General features: G+C 62.2%; 17 protein-coding genes and 1 pseudogene. 7 read left to right on the top strand and 11 right to left on the bottom strand.

All coding sequences use genetic code 11. The annotated features are described in order from the left end of the window. Positions 1-104 precede the first annotated feature (104 nt). Positions 105-1,538, bottom strand: a complete 1,434-nt coding sequence (locus tag ACNPAA_RS08705) for a glyceraldehyde-3-phosphate dehydrogenase (protein WP_417891688.1) — start codon at positions 1,536-1,538, stop codon at positions 105-107. Positions 1,539-1,749: 211 nt separating this feature from the next. On the opposite strand from ACNPAA_RS08705, the gene ACNPAA_RS08700 reads away from it, so the two are divergent. Further along, positions 1,750-2,553 carry a DUF2989 domain-containing protein gene (locus ACNPAA_RS08700; RefSeq protein ID WP_042865069.1) on the top strand — a complete coding sequence of 268 codons (804 nt, stop codon included), beginning with the start codon at positions 1,750-1,752 and terminating at the stop codon, positions 2,551-2,553. Beyond that, complete coding sequence (locus tag ACNPAA_RS08695) at positions 2,550-3,107, top strand: NUDIX domain-containing protein (protein WP_171864903.1); 558 nt, start codon at positions 2,550-2,552, stop codon at positions 3,105-3,107. The genes ACNPAA_RS08700 and ACNPAA_RS08695 overlap by 4 nt, the downstream gene beginning before the upstream one ends. A gap of 62 nt (positions 3,108-3,169) precedes the next feature. Here the strand turns inward: ACNPAA_RS08695 and sppA are convergent, their stop codons facing one another. Then, positions 3,170-5,014 (bottom strand): signal peptide peptidase SppA, encoded by a 1,845-nt coding sequence (sppA, locus tag ACNPAA_RS08690; protein WP_103243630.1) that lies wholly within the window; start codon positions 5,012-5,014, stop codon positions 3,170-3,172. Positions 5,015-5,335: 321 nt separating this feature from the next. Between sppA and ACNPAA_RS08685 the strand changes: the two genes are divergently transcribed. From ACNPAA_RS08685 to ACNPAA_RS08670, 4 genes and pseudogenes are all read left to right on the top strand, one after another. Then, complete coding sequence (locus ACNPAA_RS08685) at positions 5,336-7,363, top strand: FAD-dependent oxidoreductase (RefSeq protein WP_417891687.1); 2,028 nt, start codon at positions 5,336-5,338, stop codon at positions 7,361-7,363. Between the two features lie 107 nt (positions 7,364-7,470). Then, positions 7,471-8,019 carry an NAD(P)H nitroreductase gene (locus ACNPAA_RS08680; protein ID WP_201873042.1) on the top strand — a complete coding sequence of 183 codons (549 nt, stop codon included), beginning with the start codon at positions 7,471-7,473 and terminating at the stop codon, positions 8,017-8,019. 538 nt (positions 8,020-8,557) lie between these two features. Further along, positions 8,558-9,244 (top strand): annotated as a pseudogene (locus ACNPAA_RS08675) (methyl-accepting chemotaxis protein); the annotation flags it as partial. 24 nt (positions 9,245-9,268) lie between these two features. Then, entirely contained in the window at positions 9,269-9,637 is a 369-nt protein-coding gene (locus tag ACNPAA_RS08670) for a CZB domain-containing protein (protein ID WP_231563281.1), read from the top strand. Between the two features lie 20 nt (positions 9,638-9,657). On the opposite strand, the gene ACNPAA_RS08665 is transcribed toward ACNPAA_RS08670, so the two are convergent. The 3 genes from ACNPAA_RS08665 to ACNPAA_RS08655 all read right to left on the bottom strand — a co-directional run bounded on the left by ACNPAA_RS08665 (position 9,658) and on the right by ACNPAA_RS08655 (position 13,115). After that, positions 9,658-10,206, bottom strand: coding sequence for a sugar O-acetyltransferase (locus ACNPAA_RS08665; RefSeq protein WP_201873046.1), 549 nt, complete (start codon positions 10,204-10,206; stop codon positions 9,658-9,660). Positions 10,207-10,687: 481 nt separating this feature from the next. Beyond that, the gene (prmA, locus tag ACNPAA_RS08660; RefSeq protein ID WP_010675412.1) at positions 10,688-11,566 is read right to left on the bottom strand and encodes a 50S ribosomal protein L11 methyltransferase; all 879 of its coding nucleotides are present in this window, start codon (positions 11,564-11,566) and stop codon (positions 10,688-10,690) included. Positions 11,567-12,098: 532 nt separating this feature from the next. After that, positions 12,099-13,115, bottom strand: a complete 1,017-nt coding sequence (locus ACNPAA_RS08655) for a zinc-binding alcohol dehydrogenase family protein (RefSeq protein WP_069784403.1) — start codon at positions 13,113-13,115, stop codon at positions 12,099-12,101. Positions 13,116-13,215: 100 nt separating this feature from the next. Between ACNPAA_RS08655 and ACNPAA_RS08650 the strand changes: the two genes are divergently transcribed. Then, the gene (locus tag ACNPAA_RS08650; RefSeq protein WP_180344901.1) at positions 13,216-14,088 is read left to right on the top strand and encodes a LysR family transcriptional regulator; all 873 of its coding nucleotides are present in this window, start codon (positions 13,216-13,218) and stop codon (positions 14,086-14,088) included. On the opposite strand, the gene ACNPAA_RS08645 is transcribed toward ACNPAA_RS08650, so the two are convergent. The 6 genes from ACNPAA_RS08645 to aroQ all read right to left on the bottom strand — a co-directional run bounded on the left by ACNPAA_RS08645 (position 14,089) and on the right by aroQ (position 19,869). Beyond that, on the bottom strand, positions 14,089-15,513 hold the full coding sequence (locus tag ACNPAA_RS08645) for a PTS transporter subunit EIIC (protein ID WP_114522747.1): 1,425 nt from the start codon (positions 15,511-15,513) through the stop codon (positions 14,089-14,091). It lies immediately after the preceding gene. 87 nt (positions 15,514-15,600) lie between these two features. Beyond that, positions 15,601-17,058, bottom strand: coding sequence for a sodium/pantothenate symporter (panF, locus tag ACNPAA_RS08640; protein ID WP_114522746.1), 1,458 nt, complete (start codon positions 17,056-17,058; stop codon positions 15,601-15,603). Beyond that, positions 17,048-17,296: a YhdT family protein gene (locus ACNPAA_RS08635; protein WP_039040309.1), complete on the bottom strand. Its 249-nt coding sequence runs from the start codon at positions 17,294-17,296 to the stop codon at positions 17,048-17,050. The genes panF and ACNPAA_RS08635 overlap by 11 nt, the downstream gene beginning before the upstream one ends. 269 nt (positions 17,297-17,565) lie before the next feature. Further along, positions 17,566-18,906, bottom strand: coding sequence for an acetyl-CoA carboxylase biotin carboxylase subunit (gene accC / locus ACNPAA_RS08630; protein WP_010675406.1), 1,341 nt, complete (start codon positions 18,904-18,906; stop codon positions 17,566-17,568). 15 nt (positions 18,907-18,921) lie between these two features. Continuing rightward, a complete protein-coding gene (gene accB, locus ACNPAA_RS08625) occupies positions 18,922-19,383 on the bottom strand; it encodes an acetyl-CoA carboxylase biotin carboxyl carrier protein (protein ID WP_010675405.1) in 462 nt (153 codons plus the stop codon). Between the two features lie 36 nt (positions 19,384-19,419). Continuing rightward, positions 19,420-19,869 (bottom strand): type II 3-dehydroquinate dehydratase, encoded by a 450-nt coding sequence (aroQ, locus tag ACNPAA_RS08620; RefSeq protein WP_039040307.1) that lies wholly within the window; start codon positions 19,867-19,869, stop codon positions 19,420-19,422. Between the last annotated feature and the right edge of the window lie 321 nt (positions 19,870-20,190).

Below are 20,190 nucleotides of genomic sequence, written 5' to 3'. Positions count from 1 at the left end.
GGCCTCTCCTTGAAAATTGAGCCATGAACACGGGTTCCGGCGGGCAGATCCTGTCGGACTATACCGGTAGATCCTGGCGGACTATACCGGTAGATCCTGGCGGACTATACCGGTAGATCCTGGCGGACTACGCCAGCCATCTGCTCCATCACCCGCACGACCTGACAACTGTACCCGAACTCGTTGTCATACCACACGTAGAGCACGCAGTGATCCCCCTCGGCGATGGTGGCCTGGGAGTCGACGATGCCCGCAAAACGGGAGCCCACCATGTCGGAGGAGACCAGCTCGGTGCTGGCGCTGAAGTCGATCTGGCGATGCAGGGCCGAGCTCAGCGCCATCTGCTGCAGATAGGCGTTGAGGCTCTCCCGATCGGTGTTCTGTTCCAGCGACAGGTTGATGATGGCCAGGGACACGTTGGGTGTGGGCACCCGGATGGCGTTGCCGGTCAACTTGCCCTTGAGCTCCGGCAGCGCCTTGGCCACCGCCTTGGCGGCACCGGTGCTGGTCATCACCATGTTGAGGGCTGCGCTGCGACCGCGGCGCTCCCCCTTGTGATAGTTGTCGATGAGGTTCTGATCGTTGGTATAGGAGTGGACCGTCTCCACGTGGCCGTGGCGGATGCCGTACTTGTCCTGCATCACCTTGAGCACCGGGGTGATGGCGTTGGTGGTGCAGGAGGCGGCGGAGACTATCTTGTCATCCGGGCCTATCACCTCGTGGTTGACCCCGAACACCACGTTCTTCATCTCCCCCTTGCCGGGGGCGGTCAGCAGTACCCGGGCGGCGCCGCGGGCCTTGAGGTGCTCGGACAGGCCCGCCTCGTCACGCCAGACGCCGGTGTTGTCAACGATCAGCGCATTGTCGATGCCGTAGGCGGTGTAGTCGATGTCGGCCGGGCTGTTGGCGTAGATCACCTGGATGAAGGTGCCATTGGCGATGATGGCGCTGCGTTCCACATCCACCTCGATGGAGCCGTTGAAGGGGCCGTGCACCGAATCGCGGCGCAGCAGGCTGGCACGCTTCTCCAGATCCCCGTCGCGACCGCCGCGCACCACGATGGCGCGCAGGCGCAGGGAGTTGGCGGCGCCGGTGCGCTCGATGAGCAGACGGGCCAGCAGGCGGCCGATGCGACCGAAGCCGTAGAGCACCACGTCGGTCGGGGCGGGCACGGCACTGCGGTTCAGGGCCGGTGCCAGCTTGGCGCGCAGATAGTCCTCGATGCCGGCTTCATCCTGGTGATCCTGCCAGTAGCCCACGGCCAGTTTGCCGAGATCGACTTCGGCGGCGGTGGGGTTCAGGGCCAGGATGGCTTGCAGCAGGGGAAAGCTCTGTTGGATAGGGAGGGGGGCTCCCTGGTGGCGGCGAACGACCCGGTGGGCCTTGAGGATATCGATGGTGGAGGCGTTTTGCAGGGGGCGTCCGTAGAGGGTGATCTCTATCCCTTGCTGTCGGTAGAGGCGACCTATCAAGGGTTGCATGGCTTCGGCGAGCTCCTGGCTCTCCTGCCACGCCTGCAAGTAGTGCTCGTGGGTCATTAACCAGATCCTTTTATTTCACGTTGTTGAAGCAAGTTGCCTGGGCAAATTGAAATTCGTCGAAGGCAGATCAGTGTAGGGCTGATGGTTTCGTTATATTATTCTGCAATCGCGGCCTTATACGGCGCGCGCATTGTAATGGATATGTAGCCTGTTTGCTAGTTGGCGGTGGCCGGTGCGGGTTGCGATTGTTATCAACCAGATGTGAACCATGACCCTATTCTCACAGCGTCCGTTACTGCTTTCCCTCGCTTGTTGCCTGACGTTGACGGCCTGCGACGACGACAGGATCCACAACATTTGCTCCCAATATCCCGCCCTGTGCGCGGACCTGGTGGACGACGGCTGGTGTCGCTATGAGCGCAGCGACGTCATTCGCGGTCGTTACTATCTCCAGGAAGAGGGGACGGACAGGCGCAAGTACGATCTGATGCGCGGCCTGGAACGTTATCTGCAATGCGCCGAGCACTCCACCAATATCGAGTACAAGCGGGCCAGGGAGCAGAAGAGCCCCAGAGTGGAAGGGATGCTGGCCGCCGGCCGTCAACTGGAGCAACTGGATGCACAGACCCGGGGCTCCCGGGATCCCTACCTGCTGCTCTGGCACTGGACCAACAACACCAGCCCCGAGGCCCGCGCCAGCTTCCTCGCGCAGGAGGGGACGCCGAGCCTCGAGGAGCCCGAGCTGCAACTGGCGCTCGGCGGCATCTATGCCAAGAGCGAGCCCGAGAAGGCCATCAGGCTGATGCACCATGCGCTCTCCCTCTATCGGGAGGGGGACAAGGTCAACAGCCGGATCCTCACCGCCCTCAGCACCCTCTACATGGGGCAGAAGCGATTTGATCAGGCCTATCTGTGGGGCAAGGTGAGCGAGTCATTCCAGGAGAGCCCCGAGGTCTCCGCCACCCGGCTCGGCATTTACCATGCCATCGGCAAGGAGGAGCAGGAGACGCTGGACGACCAGGCGGCCACCATCGTCGATGCACTCAGGCAGGGGAGCTACCGCACACCATGAATCCGACCCTGTCAGAAGCCCGGGAATGGGCCCATCCCTTCGATATCCGTCTCGTGCACGGCCAGATCCGCGGCGAGGACAGGGTGCTTGAACGGGCCACGGTGAGGGCCGTGGTGATGCGTGGTGATCGACTGCTGCTGGTGCACTCCAGCGTCAACGGGGATCTCATGTTCCCCGGGGGCGGCATCGAGCACGGGGAGGCGCACGATGCGGCCCTGGCCCGGGAGCTGCGGGAAGAGTGTGGCGCCGAGCTGGTGGCCGTGGGACCCCTGCTGGGAGAGACCCGGGAGTATCGTGCCGCGCGCGAGCCGGATTACGATGCCTACTGCATCCGATCGTCCTATTACCTCTGCCGGGTCGGGGAGGACTGGAGTGCACCGCGCCCCCAGCCCTACGAGATCCGCCTCGGCTTCACGCCGGGCTGGTTCCCCCTGACCGAGGCCCTGCAGACCAACAAGACCCAGCTGGCGGGTCCCTGTCCCCAGTGGACGGCGCGAGAGACCCGGGTGCTGGCAGAGTTGCACCGCTGGCAAGCGTCCGGCTTGCTGACCTGACAAGGCCGCTTGCCCCATAAAAAAACCGCCTGTCGGCGGTTTTTTTATGGCTGTCCCCGGCGTCAGGGGAGACAGACCGGGCAGAAGGCGTAGGTGCCCTGGGGATCGTTGAAGCGGGTCAGCGGGTCCAGACCGCGGTTCATCTCCAGCAGCGCCTTGCCAAGCCCGGCGGGCAGCCAGCTTTGCAGGTGCGGGGCCAGCGCCTGGGCGCTGCTGTCAAACAGCTCGCGCAGGAACTTGTCCCTGGCCGACTCTTCCGGTGCGATGGGGGTGACCTGCCAACTTTTGAGGTTGGCGAGATCGGCGGCCGCCTTGAGGGCGTCATCCAGATTGCCGAACTCGTCCACCAGCCCCAGTGCCTTGGCATCCTGCCCGGTCCAGACCCGGCCTTCGGCGGCTTTTTCCGCCTCTTCCGGGCTAAGGCCCCGGCCCTTGCCCACCAGGCCGACAAAGCGCTGATAGGTGTCTTCCACGCTCAGTTGAATGGCTTCACCCACGTGATCCGGCAGGGCACGGGTCAGCCCGACCCCCACGAAGTCGGTGGTGCCGACGCCGTCGGTGTGTACCCCGTACTGGGAGAGCGCCTTGTCGATGGTGGCGAACATGCCGAACACCCCGATGGAGCCGGTGAGGGTGGTGGGGGAGGCGAAGATCTTGTCCGCATCGGCGGAGATCCAGTAGCCACCGGAGGCGGCGTAGCTGCCCATGGAGATGACCACCGGCTTGCCCGCCTGTTTCAGGGCCAGCAATTCGGCGCGGATCTGCTCGGCGGCGAAGGCGCTGCCGCCCGGGCTGTCCACTCGCAGCACAACGGCTTTCACCTGATCGTCACGGCGGGCCTCGGCCAGCAGATCGGCAAGGCTGTCGCCGCCGATGGTGCCGGCAGGCTGGACGCCATCCATGATGGCGCCGCTGGCAGTGATGAGGCCTACCTCATCCTTGCCGCTCTGGGGGTACTGTTCCGGGATGGCGGCCAGATACTCTTTCAGGCCCACGCCCTTCCAGCCGTGATCATCGGCCTCGCCCACTTCCTTGATCACCGCCTGGGTCATTTCGTCGCGGGTGGCGAGCTGATCCACCAGACCGTTGTCGAGGGCGTAACTGGCCGCATTGCCGCCGGCCTTGCGCAGCAGTTCGAGGAAGTGATCCTTGTTCGGTGCGACGGCATCCGGCTCGATCTCCCGCTGCTCCGCCACGTCGGCCACATAGGATTGCCATAGCTGATCCAGCCAGCGCTGGTTCGCCTCCTTGCTCTCGGGGGACATCTCGTCCCGGGTGTAGGGCTCGACGAAGGACTTGTAGGTGCCGACCTTGAAGACGTGCGGGGTGATATTGAGCTTCTCCAGCGCCGACTTGAAATAGGTCTGGTAGACACCCAGCCCCTCGATCAGCACGGCACCACTCTGGTTGAGCAGCACGTGGTCGGCGTGGGCGGCGAGCAGATAGGCCCCCTGGCTGTAGTAGTCCGCCATGGCGATGACCGGCTTGCCGCTCTCCTTGAAGGCGTCGATGGCGGCCGTCACCTCCTGCAGTTTGGAGAGGCTGGCCCCTTGCAGACCCTGGGGTTTGATCACCAGCGCCTTGATGCGATCGTCATTCCCCGCGCTCTTGATGGCCCACAGCAGATCGGAGAGGACGATTTCGCTTGGCTGCTCGTCCCCCTTGTCCATCTGCCTGAGCAGTTGCACCGTGGGATCGGTCTGGGTGCGCTGTTCTACCAGCACACCGGAGAGATTGAGGGTGAGCGCCCCCTCGATGGGGGTGCTTGGGGTCTCGCTCTGGCTGACGCTGAAGACAATGACCAGCACGACGAGAAGAAACAGCAGGTTGACCAGCATCAAGCGGGTAAAGTTGAGCAGGCGCCAGAGGCTGCGAAAGAGCCATCCCAGACCTTTGAAAATAGACATAGCTGCGTTGTCGCCCTGTTAATGGGTTGAGAGCAGCCATTATTAACCAGTTGCGCAGCCAATTGCCATTTCCCCTTGAGTCGACTGCCTCCCCGCCACTTCGGAACACGGCTGTTCGCTGAAAAAATGTCCAAACATTTGTTTGAAAAAGAGTTTTCGATTCTTTACTCTAGCTCCAGTTTGATAACAAAAAATTAACTGAAAGGCCCGATGAGCCGGCCCCACCTCCACCCACCGCTTCTTTTTACTGCCCGTCACCCGAGGCAGCCAGGAAGGCTGGAGCATGACCCCGTGCACATCGACCTCGACAAGGAGTGCATCATGAGCCGTTATCCCACGCTGCTGACCCCCCTCGATCTGGGTTTTACCCAGTTGCGCAACCGCGTACTGATGGGGTCCATGCACACCGGCCTCGAGGAGGAAAAGGGGGGCTTTGACAAGCTGGCCGCCTTCTATGGTGAGCGGGCCCGTGGCGGGGTCGGTCTCATCGTGACCGGCGGTATCGCCCCCAATTTGCGGGGGCGGCTGGTGCCCCACGGCTCCCAGCTGAGCTTTCCCTGGCAGGTAGCCAAACACCGCAAGGTGACCGAGGCAGTGCACCGGGAAGGGGGCAAGATAGCGCTGCAGATCCTTCATGCGGGCCGCTACGCCTACCATCCGTTCAGCCTGGCGCCGAGCGCCCTCAAGGCTCCCATCTCCCCGTTCAAGCCGCGGGCCATGAGCGAGCGGCAGATCCGCGGCACCATTCGCGACTTCGCCGCCACTGCGGCGTTGGCCAAGGCGGCCGGTTATGACGGGGTCGAGGTGATGGGCTCTGAAGGCTATCTCATCAACCAGTTCATTTGCGAACGCACCAACAAGCGCACCGATGGCTGGGGCGGCAGCAGCGAAAACCGCATGCGCTTCCCGGTGGAGATTGTCCGCGCCATCCGTGAGCGGGTGGGCACGGATTTCATCATCATCTTCCGCCTCTCCATGCTGGATCTGGTGGAGCAGGGCTCCTCCCTTGAGGAAGTGATCGCACTTGGCCGGGCACTGGAGCAGGTGGGGGTGACCCTCATCAACACCGGTATCGGCTGGCACGAGGCGCGCATTCCCACCATCGCCACCAGCGTGCCGCGCGGTGCCTTCAGCTGGGTGACCGCCGAGCTGAAAAAGCACCTCAAGGTGCCCCTCATCACCACCAACCGCATCAACACCCCCGAGGTGGCGGAGCGCATCCTGGCGGGCGGCGAAGCGGACATGGTCTCCATGGCGCGCCCCTTCCTGGCAGACCCCGAATTCGTCATCAAGGCGGCTGAAGACAGGGCGGACGAGATCAACACCTGCATCGCCTGCAACCAGGCCTGCCTCGACCACGTGTTCAAGCAAAAGCGTGCCTCCTGCCTGGTCAATCCCCGCGCCTGCTTTGAGACCGAGTTGACGTTTGGCCGGGTGCCCCAGCCCAAGAAGCTGGCGGTGGTGGGGGCGGGTCCTGCCGGGCTGGCGTTTGCCTGCTACGCCGCCGAGCGGGGCCATCAGGTAAGCCTGTTCGATCAGGCGAGCGAAATCGGCGGCCAGTTCAACTTTGCCAAGCAGATCCCGGGCAAGGAGGAGTTCCACGAGACCCTGCGCTACTTCGCCAAACGGCTTGAGAAGTGCGGCGTCGAGCTCTATCTGGGCCAGCGCCAGAGTGCCGAGAGCCTGCTGGGCGGCGGTTTTGACGAGGTGATCCTCGCCACCGGCATCCGCCCGCGCACCCCCAATATCCCGGGTATCGAGCATGCCAAGGTGTTGAGCTACCTCGATGTATTGCGTGATCACAAGCCGGTGGGCGAGAAGGTGGCGGTGATCGGCGCCGGCGGTATCGGCTTCGATGTGGCCGAATACCTGGTGGAGAAGAGAGGATCGCCGGATGCTGAAAGCTATCGCGATCACTGGCTCAAGGAGTGGGGTATCGACAAGCAACTGGGTGAGCGCGGCGGCCTGACTACCCCCGAAATCGATGCCCCCGAGCGCCAGATCTGGTTGCTCCAGCGCAAGGAGAGCAAGGTGGGCGACGGCCTTGGCAAGACCACCGGCTGGATCCATCGCACCGTGCTCAAGAATCGCAAGGTGCAGATGCTCTCCGGCGTCCAGTACCTGCGTATCGACGATGCCGGGCTTCACATCCAGGTGGGCGACCAACAGCAGTGCCTGCCGGTGGATCAGGTGATCATCTGTGCCGGACAGGAACCCCTCAAGGAGTTGCAGGCTGGTCTGCAGGCCGCTGGCAAGCCGGTGCACATCATCGGCGGTGCCGACGTGGTCGCCGAGCTGGATGCCAAACGCGCCATCCGGCAAGGGGCGGAGCTGGCTGCCGTCATCTAGCCTCCCGACCCTTTCGTATCCTGACAAACCCCTGAACCCCAGGGGTTTTCTTCATCCGGTGCTGTGCTAAGGTAGCGCCATCATCGCCTTTGACAAGGAACTGCCCCATGGATGCCCTCCATCTGTTACTCAACCGCCACTCCTGTGGTCGTCTGGCCGAGCCTGCCCCGAGTGGCGAAGTGCTCGACAATATCCTCAAGGCCGGGCTGCGGGCGCCGGATCACGGCACTCTGACCCCCTGGCAGTTCATCCTGTTTGAAGGGGAGGGGCGTGAGCGCCTGGGGACATTGCTGGCCGATGCCGCCCATGCCCGTGGCGAGGATGCGGACAGTGTCGAGAAGTGCCGCGCCGCGCCACTGCGTGCTCCCCTGGTGATCGCGGTGGCGACCCGTTATCAGGCGCACCCCAAGGTACCGAAACTGGAGCAGGAGCTCTCTGCCGGTTGCGCCCTGATGGCGATGCAGATGGCGGCCCAGGCCCAGGGCTTCAACGGCATCTGGCGCTCCGGCTGGTTCATCTTCGACGAGCAGATCCATGGTGTACTGGGGCTGGCACCGGAGGATCAACTGGTGGGCTTCCTCTACCTTGGTACCCCCATGCTGGAGGCCCGCAAGCTGCGCGAGTTGCCCATCCAGGACTTCGTGCGCAGCTTCTGAAGTTCAGAACGCCAAAAGCCCTGATTATTCAGGGCTTTTTTGTTTTCTGACAAAGCCGTCAGGCTGTACTGATAAATGCGTACTTGCCAAGAGGGTAGAAGGGGGTTGGCCGGACATTTTTTGAATTGTGAGAGATTCTTCTCACTCCTGGTTTATTACGCTATGTAAAACGTTTGCGCCACGTTATTATCCCACTGCCAGTTTAGAAGGTGACCCCTTCTAATTTTCTGCGATGAGAGTCGCAATTCCGTAGCACCTTTTTAGAGCCCAACGTCTTGATGACATTGGGCTTCATTTTTTGTAGGGCTGGCACGTCAGTGTTCTTTCTCCTCCGCCTCTTCTCTACCTCACCCTGTCTCTTTGTGGCGATCTTTTGCACAGCCATTGATGTGGCCTCGATTGGAATCAGGATCAGGGTCAAATATCCTGCATTTGCAGGTGAAATCCGGCCCGGGATCCGCCAGCATCGGCAGAGACAAGAGAGCCAGAGGCTTCCCTTTGACGTCGACTGTCCGCACCTTTGCCATCCGGAGGCCATATGTGGTTCAACCGCAAGCTTGAAAAAGAGAATCAACAGCTCAGGGAGGCGATGCTTCTCAAAGAGCAGCAGCACCAGAGCGAGCTGGCCGAATTGCGCGCCACCATCGGTGAATACGAGCACATGCAGCGCACCAGCCGGGAGCGTGGCGATCTCTTCAATCAGGTGATCTCCTGCCAGAACCAGGGAGGTGAGATGCTGCAGAGCGTGCGGGAAGCGCTGGCTGGCAGTGCCGAGCACCTGATGGCGGAAAAGGGCGCGCTCTGCGAGCTGGATCAGCTCTTTGCCCAGACCCGGGGCGCCATCACCCGTCTCTCCGATCGCGCCCATGCCATCACGGATGAGGCGGCTCGCAGCCTCGCAGCCGTCCATCAGCTCGATGCCAGCACATCCGCCATCAACCAGTTCGTGACCGCCATCCAGGGCATTTCGGATCAGACCAACCTGCTGGCACTCAATGCGGCCATCGAGGCGGCCAGGGCCGGTGAAGCTGGTCGAGGATTCGCCGTGGTCGCCGATGAGGTGCGTCAGCTGGCGAGCAAGGCTCATGAAGCCAGCAGCCAGATCGAGGTGCTGGTCAGACAGATAGTGGCCCAGGCGCAGGAGATCAAGTCCATCATCGATGACAACCAGGCCAGTGCCGCCGAGGTGGCGACCTCCTCCTCCCAGATCGATGTGGTGGTGACCCAGGTGCTGGCACAATCAGGCCGGATGCAGCAGGTGATCCACAGTGCGGCCTCCACCTCCTTCCTCAATACCACCAAGCTGGATCACGCCGTCTGGAAGAACACCATCTATCGGCTCATCGATCAGCAGCATTTTCACGAGCCGGTGAGCGACCACGCTCAGTGCAGGCTGGGTAAATGGTATTTCGAGGGGCAGGGCGCAGAGCTCTTCGCCCACAAGCCGGGCTTTCGTGAACTGGACGGGCCCCACAAGCGGGTCCACGAGAGCGGCAAGGCCGCCCTGCACGCGCGCGAGCAGGGGGATATCAAAAGCATGGTCGAGCAGCTCAAGACCATGGAAAACGCCAGCATGCAGGTGGTGCACTGCATCGACCGCTTGCTGGAAAGCGCCTGAGCGAGCCTCGGGCCTTCCGCTCAACCTTTGACTGGCAGCAGCCGTGCCGGGTTGCCTGCCACCCTGGCACCGGCCGGTACATCTCTGGTCACGACCGAGCCCGCACCCACGACGGCTTCCCGCCCTATGGTGACGCCGGGCAGCAGGATGGCGCCGCCGCCTATCCAGACCCTGTCTTCGATGGTGACCGGCAGTGCCGTCTCAACCCCCTGAATGCGCTCATCGGCGTCCAGCGCATGGGCGGCGGTGTAGATCTGCACGTTCGGCCCTATCATCACCTCGGCGCCGATGCGAATGGGGGCATTGTCCAGCAGGGTGGCCCCCATGTTGATGTAGCTGCCCTTGCCAAGGTGGATGTGGCTGCCATAGGTGCAGTAGAGGGGCGGGCAGATGAAGGCACCCTGTGCCAGGTCGCCGACGATCTGCTGCAGCAGCGCCAGCTGTTCATCCTCCTCGTCGCTGCGATTGAAGCGGCGGTACAGGCGGGCCGTCTCCCGGCGCAATAGATCCAGCTCTGGTGCCATGCAGTTGTAGGGCTGGCTGGCGATCATCTTCTCGTATTCGGTCATGACTGGGCCTCGATGGGGTGGAGGAAGAGAGGATAAGCCATCGGGGGGCAGAGAAGCGTGAGGCTCTCCCCAGAGTGGGCAGAAGGAGAACGGCGTCCGGAAACGACAAGGGCACCCTGCTGGGGTGCCCTTGTCGTTCAGCGACCTAAGTGTTGCCGCCGTGGCTTGTTGTTTATCAGCCGAGTTTGCGGCCGATGGGTTGGCAACTGCCGTGGCTTGTTGTTTATCAGCCGAGTGTGCGGCCGATGGGTTGGCAACTGCCGTGGCTTGTTGCTTATCAGCCGAGTGTGCGGCTGATGGGTTGGCAACTGCCGTGGCTTGTTGCTTATCAGCCGAGTGTGCGGCCGATGGGTTGGCAACTGCCGTGGCTTGTTGTTTATCAGCCGAGTGTGCGGCTGATGGGTTGGCAACTGCCGTGGCTTGTTGTTTATCAGCCGAGTGTGCGGCTGATGGGTTGGCAACTGCCGTGGCTTGTTGTTTATCAGCCCAGTTTGCGGCCGGAGAGGCGGCACCACTCTTCCTTCACCGCAGTCGGGTCCATTTCGAACCACTGGCCATAGATGGTCTCCAGCTCTGGCGCCTGGCTTTCCAGCACGCCGGAGAGGGCCATCAGGCTGCCCGCCTTGCCGTGACCGGCGATAAGCGGCGCCAGCTCCCGCAGCGGGCCGGCCAGGATGTTGGCGACCACCACGTCCGCTTCGACGTCTTGCGGCTGATCCGCCGGCAGGTAGAGTTCAATCTGGTCGGCTACGCCATTTCGCTCGGCGTTGTCACGGCTGGCCTGGATGGCCTGCGGATCGATATCGATGCCGATGACCCGGGCGGCCCCCAGTTTCAGGGCGGCGATGCCGAGGATGCCGGAGCCGCAACCAAAGTCCACCACGGTTTTGCCGGCCAGATCCAGCCCGTCCAGCCACTGCAGGCAGAGTGCCGTGGTGGGGTGGGTACCGGTGCCGAAGGCCAGGCCCGGGTCCAGCATGACGTTGACCGCATCGGGGTTCGGCACGTCGCGCCAGCTCGGGCAGATCCAGAGCCGCTCGCCGAACTGCATGGGGTGGAAGTGATCCATCCACTCGCGCACCCAGTCCTTGTCTTCCAGCTGTTCGACCTTGTAGCCCACGTCTTCGCCGAAGATCTGCTGGAAGAAGGCGATGGTGGGAGCCGGATCGGTTTCGGCATCGAACAGCCCCATCACTTCGGTCTCGCCCCAGAGTGGGGTTTCACCGGGCATGGGCTCATAGACGGGCACATCCTTGGCATCCATAAAGGTCACCGCCTGGGCCCCACGCCCCAGCAGCATGTTGCTCACCTTGTCTGCGGTCTTGGCAGTGGCGTTGATTCGAATTTGTATCCAGGGCATGGCGTCGGCTCTTCATAAATGTGAAACCGCGGGATTCTATCATCATGGGCCCGTGCTGTCGTGGTTTGACCATGGCCTCATGGGGAAGGGAGGTAACTCTGCCAAGTTGGCACGGTTAATGTATTCCTTCATGGGTGACGGGAAGCAACTTGTTCCCGCTGAATGCTTTGCTCTATGAAGTTCCGTCATCTTTTTTCAGCCACCTTCGGGTGGCTTTTTTTATGCCGGTGCGCTGAAAAGCGGTTAATTGGGAGGGAAAAGCAGAGATTGGCACGCTATCTGCAAAGTTACAAATGTCCTGCATAAGGATATGTGTGTGATTGTTACCCCAACGTTCAGGTTTTTAGGGCCATCCCGACGGGATGGCCTCTTTTTTTATGGTTTTTTCGGGGGAGATGCCCCGTCAGGGACAAAGGTTACCTGCGGGGCTGTGCACTCTTGGGGCTTGTCACTGGTGATTTCACCCCATGATGGTGCATTTATTTACCTACAAGGGAATAGTCAGGACGACGATACCCGCTCTGGCGGCGCCTCAGCGATGGAAACCGCTCATGTCGATCACCAGCTTGCCCACCATGCGACCCGCTTCCAGCTCGGCATGAGCCCGGGCCAGGGTGAGGGGTGTCAGTTCGGGCACCACCTTGCTGAGGGTGGTCTTGAGCACCCCTTCATCGATCAGGGCCGCGACCCGGCCGAGCAGGTTGTGCTGCTCTATCATGTCCGGGGTCTGGAACAGGGAGCGGGTAAACATGAACTCCTGGCTGAAGGTGACGCTCTTTGGTTTGAGCAGACCCAGATCCCAGGGTTCACTGGACTCGGCGATGGTGCAGATGTGACCAAACGGACGGATGAGGCTGGCCATGGTGTTCCAGTGCTGCTCGGTGGCGTTGGTGCAGAAGATGGCATCCACCTCGCTGATGCCGAGCGCCTTGAGCTCCGCCTGCAGATGGTGATGGCTCACCACCTGGTGGGCCCCCATGTCCAGGCACCATTCCCGGGTTTCGGGGCGCGATGCGGTGGCGATCACCTCCATGCCGGTAAGCTGGCGGGCCAGCTGGATGGCGATGGAACCGACTCCGCCGGCACCCCCGATGATCAGCAGTCGCCCGGTGCTTTCGCGGGTAAGGCTCATGCGCTCGAACAGGGTTTCCCAGGCGGTGATGGCGGTGAGCGGCAGGGCGGCGGCTTCCAGATCGGTCAGGGTGACTGGGGCGATGGCGGCGATGCGCTCGTCCACCAGTTGCAAGGCGCTGTTGCTGCCCGGGCGGCTGATGTCGCCGGCATACCAGACCCTGTCACCGGCCTTGAACAGGGTGACGTCGCTACCGACGGCGATCACCTCGCCCACGGCGTCCCAGCCCAGCACGCGGGGGCTGCTTTCGACCTTGTCCTTGGGGGCGCGTACCTTGGTGTCGACCGGATTGATGGAGGTGGCGTTGACCCGTACCAGCAGATCCCGCGGGCCCGGTGTCGGATCGGGCAGATCGCTCTCGATGAAGCAGTGGGGGTGGTTGCTTGGCAGATAGTGAGTCAGGGCGATGGCTTTCATGGCTTTTCCTTTCAAATAGCAGTGTTCGGGATTGCCACTCACTCTAGTCTGGATAATTATCAAGATTAAGATGGGTAATTGGTAAAGACTGTTTGAATATATGAACAATGTCGAACTGGAGTTGATGGGGCTGTTCGCCACCGTGGTAGAGCAGGGGAGCTTCACCGGGGCGGCCGAGGTGCTCGGCATGCCCAAGTCCTCGGTGAGCCAGAAGATCTCGCGCCTCGAATCCCGGCTCGGGGTGAGGTTGCTGCAACGCACCACCCGCAGGCTCAGCCTGACGCCCCAGGGGGAGGTCTATGTGACCCATTGTCAGGAGCTGCTGGCACTGGCGCGCAGTGCCAACCTGGCGATGGCGCGGTTGCGCGCGGCTCCTGGAGGGCGGGTGCGGATCACTGCTCCCGAAGCCACGGGAACCTTGCTGCTTGGCCGGATACTGGCCGAATTTCGCGCCCTCTACCCCGAGGTGGTGCTGGAGCTGACCCTTTGCGATGAACAGCTTGATCTGGTGGGGGAAGGTTACGATCTGGCGCTGCGGGCGGCGCCGCTGAAAGATTCCAGCCTCATCTGCCGGCGCATCGGCCAGGTGGCGCGCCATCTGGTGGCATCTCCCGGTTACCTGGCGGCCAACGGGACGCCGCTCCAGCTCTCAGAGCTGGCCGGACACGCCTGCCTGGTACATGGCTCCTTGCCGGTGTGGCCATTGCAGGAGGGGGGCTGGCGCCCTCGCGGGGCCTGCCAGAGCAACAGCCTGCTGGCGCTGCGGGAGCTGGCACTCCATGACGGGGGGATTGCCCTGCTGCCGGCCCATGTCTGCGGCGACGATCTGGCGGCGGGGCGACTGCTCAAGGTGCTGCCGGATCTCCTGGTTCCGGTGAACCCCTTCTATCTCATCTACCCGAGCCGGGAACACCTGGCCCCCGCCCTTCGCAGCCTGATGGACTTCGTGGCCGAACGTCTTCCCTTCGCCTGATCACTGGTGCTGGCCAAGGGGAGCCTGAGCCGGTTCGAGACCGAGCGGGACCGACTGGCGTTCCGCCAGCATGCGGATCTGCCCTTCGATGAGGCCGGCATGGGGGCCGAGCACCAGCACCAGCTGATGTTCGTTGAGCACGACCCAGGAGAGGCAGCCCAGTCTGGCCAGGCAGGATTGATCCACCAGGGCCATGTCGCGAACCCGCAGGCTGAGGCGGGTCAGGCAGACGCTCATGGCCTGCAAGTTGTCCATGCCCCCCAGCATCTTGAGGTACTGGATAGCCAGCATCTGGGGATCGGTGGGGGCCACGGTCGCGAGCCGGGAGAGATCCTCGGCGATGGGCTTGCCCGGCAGACTGAGGGGGGCGTGTTCCAGCAGCCGGGAGAAGAGCAGGGCATAGACGACGAAGAAGAGGATGCCCAAGGGGATGAGCCAGAAGCTGTGCAGACCGGCGTGGTAGCTCAGCACCAGATCCAGCAATCCGGCGGAAAAGTAGCTGCCCACCTGGATGTCGAGCCCGCTGCAGATGGCCAGCGACAGCCCGGTCAGCAGGGCATGGGCCAGAAACAGCCAGGGTGCGGTGAAGGCAAACAGGAACTCGATGGGCTCCGTGATGCCCACCAGTGCCGAGGTGAGCGCCAGGGTGAGCAGCAACCCTCCCTGGGGCAGTTGCTGCATCCGCTGGCGATGGATCCAGATGGCAAAACAGGCACCGGGCAGGCCGAACATGATGACCGGATAGAGCCCGGCCACATAGCCTTCATGAAGCGGCTGGGCGGTCGAGAGGGCTTGCAGATTGCTCTCCCCGAGCCCGATGAGGCTGCCCAGCACCTGGTGCAGGCCGAGGGGGATCAGCAGTCGGTTCAGCACGCCGTAGCAGAAGGCGCCAAAGGGCGTGGTGAGCAGATCGGAGGCGAGCAGGGTGAGCCCCTGTTCCAGCAGCGGCCAGAGGATGGAGAGGGGGAGCACCAGCAGCAGGCAGGCCAGCGCCGAGAGCAACATGCCCGGCAGATCTTCCTGCAGGGGGCGCAACCAGCCCGGCAGCCGCAGAGTGCGGGCCCGGGAGCAGACCATGGCGGTGACGAGCCCGGCCAGCAGGCCGCAGATCATGTCCGCATGCAGCCCGGGCACCAGGGTGCCCAGCGCCGAGCTCAGCAGCAGGAAGTTGACCGCACCGGCGAGCGCCTGGGCTCCTTGCCCCTGGCGACTCAACCCGAAGGCGATGGCCACCGCATAGATGAGCGGCATCTGGCTGAAGAGGGCGCGACCGGCGAGGGAGAGCACGGCGAGATCCAGCACGTCCGGTTGGCCGAGCCGGTGGAGCAGGGCGGCCAGGGGCAGGATGGAGACGGGCAGCAACAGGGCATAGCCGAGGCGCTGCAGGGACTGGGTCAGGATCTTTCTGGCGTTCTGGACTGGCATGGGGGCACGGTATTTGTGACGTGGCGCACATTTTACCCGTGAGCCCCCATTTGGGAATAGGCGAGCCTTCCTTTATTGATCCTTTTCTTAATTTTGATCAAACAATCGACGGACACGCTGATCCGGGGCAGGAGTGAGCAGGCTGACCAGGACAAAGGCCGCCAGGCCAAGGGCCAGGCTCGGGACGATGGCGTGCAGACCGGCCAGCTTGATCCCCCACTGGCTCAAGGTGCCGTAACAGAGGATGCCGCAGACCATGCTGGCCAGGGCTCCCGGGCCGTTGGCCCTGGACCAGTAGAGGCCGAGCACCAGGGGCCAGAGGAAGACCGCCTGCAGGCCGCCGAAGGCGAGCAGGTTGAGCCAGATGATCATCTCGGGGGGCTGGAGCGCCGCCAGCAGTACCAGGGTACCCAGGATCAGGGTGCAGAGCAGGGAGAGGCGCGGCACCCGGACCTCCGGCTTCTCCTGCCTGGGGTTGAGGTAATTGAAGTAGAGATCTTTCACCAGGGTGGCGGAGGCCTGGATCAGCTGGGAGTCGATGGTGGACATGATGGCCGCCATGGGGGCGGCCAGGAAGACCCCGGCCAGCCAGGGGGGGAGCACCTCCATCATCAGGGAGGGCATGATCTTGTCCGGGCTGTCCATGCCGGGCAGGATGGCGCGGCCCAGCGCCCCGGCCAGGTGCATGCCGAACATCAGCAGGGCGCAGACGATGGTGCCGATGAGGATGCCCCGGTGCAGCGCCTTGCTGTCCCGGTAGCCAAAGCAGCGCAGCGCCGAGTGGGGCAAGCCCACCACCCCGATGCAGACCAGCACCCAGAAGCTCAGCATGAAGGGCTGGGTCAGCATGTCGCCGGCCCCCTGGGGGCTCACCAGCTTGGGATCTATCTCCTTGAGCTGGTGGACAAGATTCGGCAACCCGTCACCGGCGATGAGGATGCCCGCCAGCAGGGCGCCAGTGCCGATGAGCATGACGATGCCCTGCAGGGCATCCGTCATCACCACGGCGCGAAAGCCGCCGATCACCGTGTAGAGCAGCACGCAACTGGCAAACAGAAAGAGTCCCTGCTGATAGCTGAGGCCGGTCGCCGTTTCCAGCAGGCGGGCGCCGCCGATGAACTGCACCACCATGGTGGCGATGAAGGCAAGGATGATGGTGACCGAGCCCAGCACGACCACCGCCCTGCTCTGGTAGCGGGCCCACAGCATGTCGTTGATGGTCACCGCGTTGACCCGGCGGGCGATGATGGCGAACTTCTTGCCAAGCACCCCCAGGGTGAGCCAGACAGTGGGCAGCTGGATCATCGCCAGCAACACCCAGCCGAGGCCGACCTTGTAGGCGGCTCCCGGCCCGCCGATGAAGGACGATGCAGAGGTATAAGTGGCCACCAGGGTCATGGCCAGCACCAGGCCCCCCATGCTGCGGTTGCCGATGAAGTACTCCTGCATGAAGTTGCCGCCGGTCCGGTGGCGACTGGCCCAGAAACCGACCCCCAGTACCAGCACAAGATAGATGCAGAGCGGCAGCATCAGCTCAAGATTCATGGGGTGGTACCTCGCTATCCAGGGGAATATCGACGAACAGGCGATCCACCATGAGGGCGCAGAGGCCGATGAACAGCAGGGGCATCAGGATGCAACTGAGCAGGAACCAGAGGGGCAGGTCCCACAGCTCGAGATCCTCGGGGATGAAATAAGCCGAGCCATACCAGGCGACAAAGTAGAGCAGGGTCAGCAGCAGGCAGAAGGCTGCTTCCCGACGGGCGAGTGCGAAACGGTTCACTGTGGCCTCCGACGAGTGAGCGGGGCGCAAGAATAACAAAAAAGGGCCATGTCGCCATGGCCCTTTTTTACGTTGGCGATCCGGGTGGATCGCGCAATTTCCCGATGAAAGGGGTCTTTGCAGACCCGACTTCTTGTGCAGGTGGTGGCTGTTCTGTGCTGCCACCGTGCTCAATGGGTCGGGCCTCAAGCCATTACAGACCCAACTTCTTGTGCAGGTGGAGGCTGTTCTGTGCTGCCACCGTGCTCAATGGGTCGGGCCTCAAGCCATTACAGACCCAACTTCTTGTGCAGGTAGTGGATGTTAGTGCCACCGTGCTGGAAGTTTTCGTCCTTCATGATCTCTTTTTGCAGGGCGATGTTGGTCTTGATCCCTTCCACCACCAGCTCGTCGAGGGAGTGACGCATGCGGGCGATGGCCACGTCGCGGTTCTCCCCGTAGCAGATCAGCTTGCCGATCATGGAGTCGTAGTAGGGGGGGACCTTGTAACCCGCATAGATGTGGGATTCCCAGCGCACGCCCAGGCCGCCCGGCGCGTGGAAGCGCTGGATGAGACCGGGAGAGGGCAGGAAGGTGGCCGGATCTTCGGCATTGATCCGGCACTCGATGGCGTGGCCACGGATGCGGATGTCCTGCTGGGTGATCGACAGGGGCTGACCGGCGGCAATGCGCAGCTGCTCCTTGATGAGGTCGACGCCGGTGACCATCTCGGTGACCGGATGCTCCACCTGGATACGTGTGTTCATCTCGATGAAATAGAACTCGCCGTTCTCGTACAGGAACTCGAAGGTACCTGCACCGCGGTAGCCGATCTCGAGACAGGCGCGCACACAGCGCTCACCGATGAACTTGCGCATCTCGTCGGTGATGCCGGGGGCCGGCGCCTCTTCCACGACCTTCTGGTGACGGCGCTGCATGGAGCAGTCCCGCTCACCCAGATAGAGGGCGGTACCCTGACCGTCAGCCAGCACCTGGATCTCGATGTGGCGCGGGTTCTCCAGGTACTTCTCCATGTAGACCATGTCGTTCTTGAAGAACTGGCCCGCTTCGGATTTGGTCAGCGCGATGGCGGAGGCCAGTTCGGCCTCGTTGCGCACCACGCGCATGCCGCGACCACCACCGCCACCGGCGGCCTTGATGATCACCGGATACCCGATCCGCTTGGCGATGGCGGCGTTGCGCTTGGCATCGTTGTCCACCGGGCCGTCGGAGCCGGGTACGCAGGGCACGCCCGCCTTCTTCATCGCCTCGATGGCGGAGACCTTGTCACCCATCAGGCGAATGGTCTCGGCGCGCGGACCGATGAAGATGAAGCCGGATTTCTCCACCACTTCGGCGAAGTCGGCATTCTCGGAGAGGAAGCCGTAGCCCGGGTGGATGGCGACGGCACCGGTCACCTCGGCGGCGGCGATGATGGCCGGCACATTGAGGTAGGACTCACCGCTGGCAGGTTTGCCGATGCAGATGGTTTCGTCCGCCAGGAGCACATGCTTGAGCTCCCGATCGGCAGTGGAGTGAACGGCCACTGTCTTGATCCCGAGCTCTTTGCAGGCGCGCAGGATCCGCAGGGCAATTTCACCGCGGTTGGCGATGACTACTTTGTCCAACATGGGTGGCATTTTCCCTTATTCGATGATGAACAGCGGCTCGTCAAACTCGACGGCCTGACCATTTTCAACCAGGATCGCTTTGATCACGCCGGCCTTGTCAGACTCGATTTGGTTCATCATTTTCATGGCTTCGACGATGCACAGGGTGTCGCCGACATTGACGTGCTGACCGACTTCCACGAACGGCTTGGCTTCCGGGCTGGAGGAGCGGTAGAAGGAGCCCACCATGGGGGAGCGCATCAGATGACCGCTCGGGGCGGCATCGGCAGCAGGCGCAGCGGCTGCTGCCGGAGCAGCGGCAACCGGTGCGGCAACCTGAGCTGCGGCCTGGGGCATGATCATCTGCGGGGCAACGCTAACCTGGCCGGAGAAATTACGGCTGATGCGAACGGACTCTTCCCCTTCGGAGATTTCCAGCTCGGCGATGCCGGACTCTTCAACCAGTTCAATCAGCTTCTTGATTTTGCGGATATCCATTAGCATTCTCTTTCTTCTTTATCTGATCAGTGATTATCAAGCCGCGCGCAACTGATGCACGGCCGCGGTTAAAGCGAATTGGTAACCATCGGCACCCAACCCGCAGATCACCCCCTTGGCGACATCAGACAGATAGGAGTGATGACGGAAGGGCTCCCTGGCATGAACGTTTGACAGGTGAACCTCGATAAAGGGGATGGCCACACCCAGCAGGGCATCGCGCAGGGCAACGCTGGTATGGGTGAAGGCGGCGGGATTGATGATGATGAAATCCACCTGGCCCATGGCCTGATGGATGCGGCCGATCAGCTCGTGCTCGGCATTGGATTGCAGATGTTCCAGGGTGACACCGAGTTCGCTGGCGCTGCGCGTCAGATCGGCGACGATCTCATCGAGCGTCTTGCTGCCGTAGATTCCCGGTTCCCGCTTGCCCAGCAGATTCAGATTGGGGCCGTTAAGCAGGAGGATTCGGTGATGTTGCGACATATTGAGTACATCCTCGATGATTATGCTGCTATCTATCAGCTATCTTTGGACTACCAAAAACCTAGCCAATTTTTGCACAAATCGGTGTGCCCTGACACACAGATTTCGCAATTATATTGATTTCGTGAAAATTAGCAGCATTTTACTGGTCTAATCTCTACATCTGGCTATTTATTGGCCTGGTTTGCCCGCAAGCCCTGCCTCATGTACAGGATCTTTAGCTACAACCAATTGAAATAGATAGAAAAAAGGCTTCGTTTGTGATCTGATTTAATCGCAAAAAAAAACCGACACGCCCGAAGCCATGACTATTATCAATGC

Source organism: Aeromonas sp. PS2Canimalfood6, assembly GCF_048276795.1.
GTDB classification, from domain to species: domain Bacteria; phylum Pseudomonadota; class Gammaproteobacteria; order Enterobacterales; family Aeromonadaceae; genus Aeromonas; species Aeromonas caviae.
Note: the sequence above shows the minus strand (reverse complement) of the source record. Positions and strands in the feature narration are given on the sequence as shown.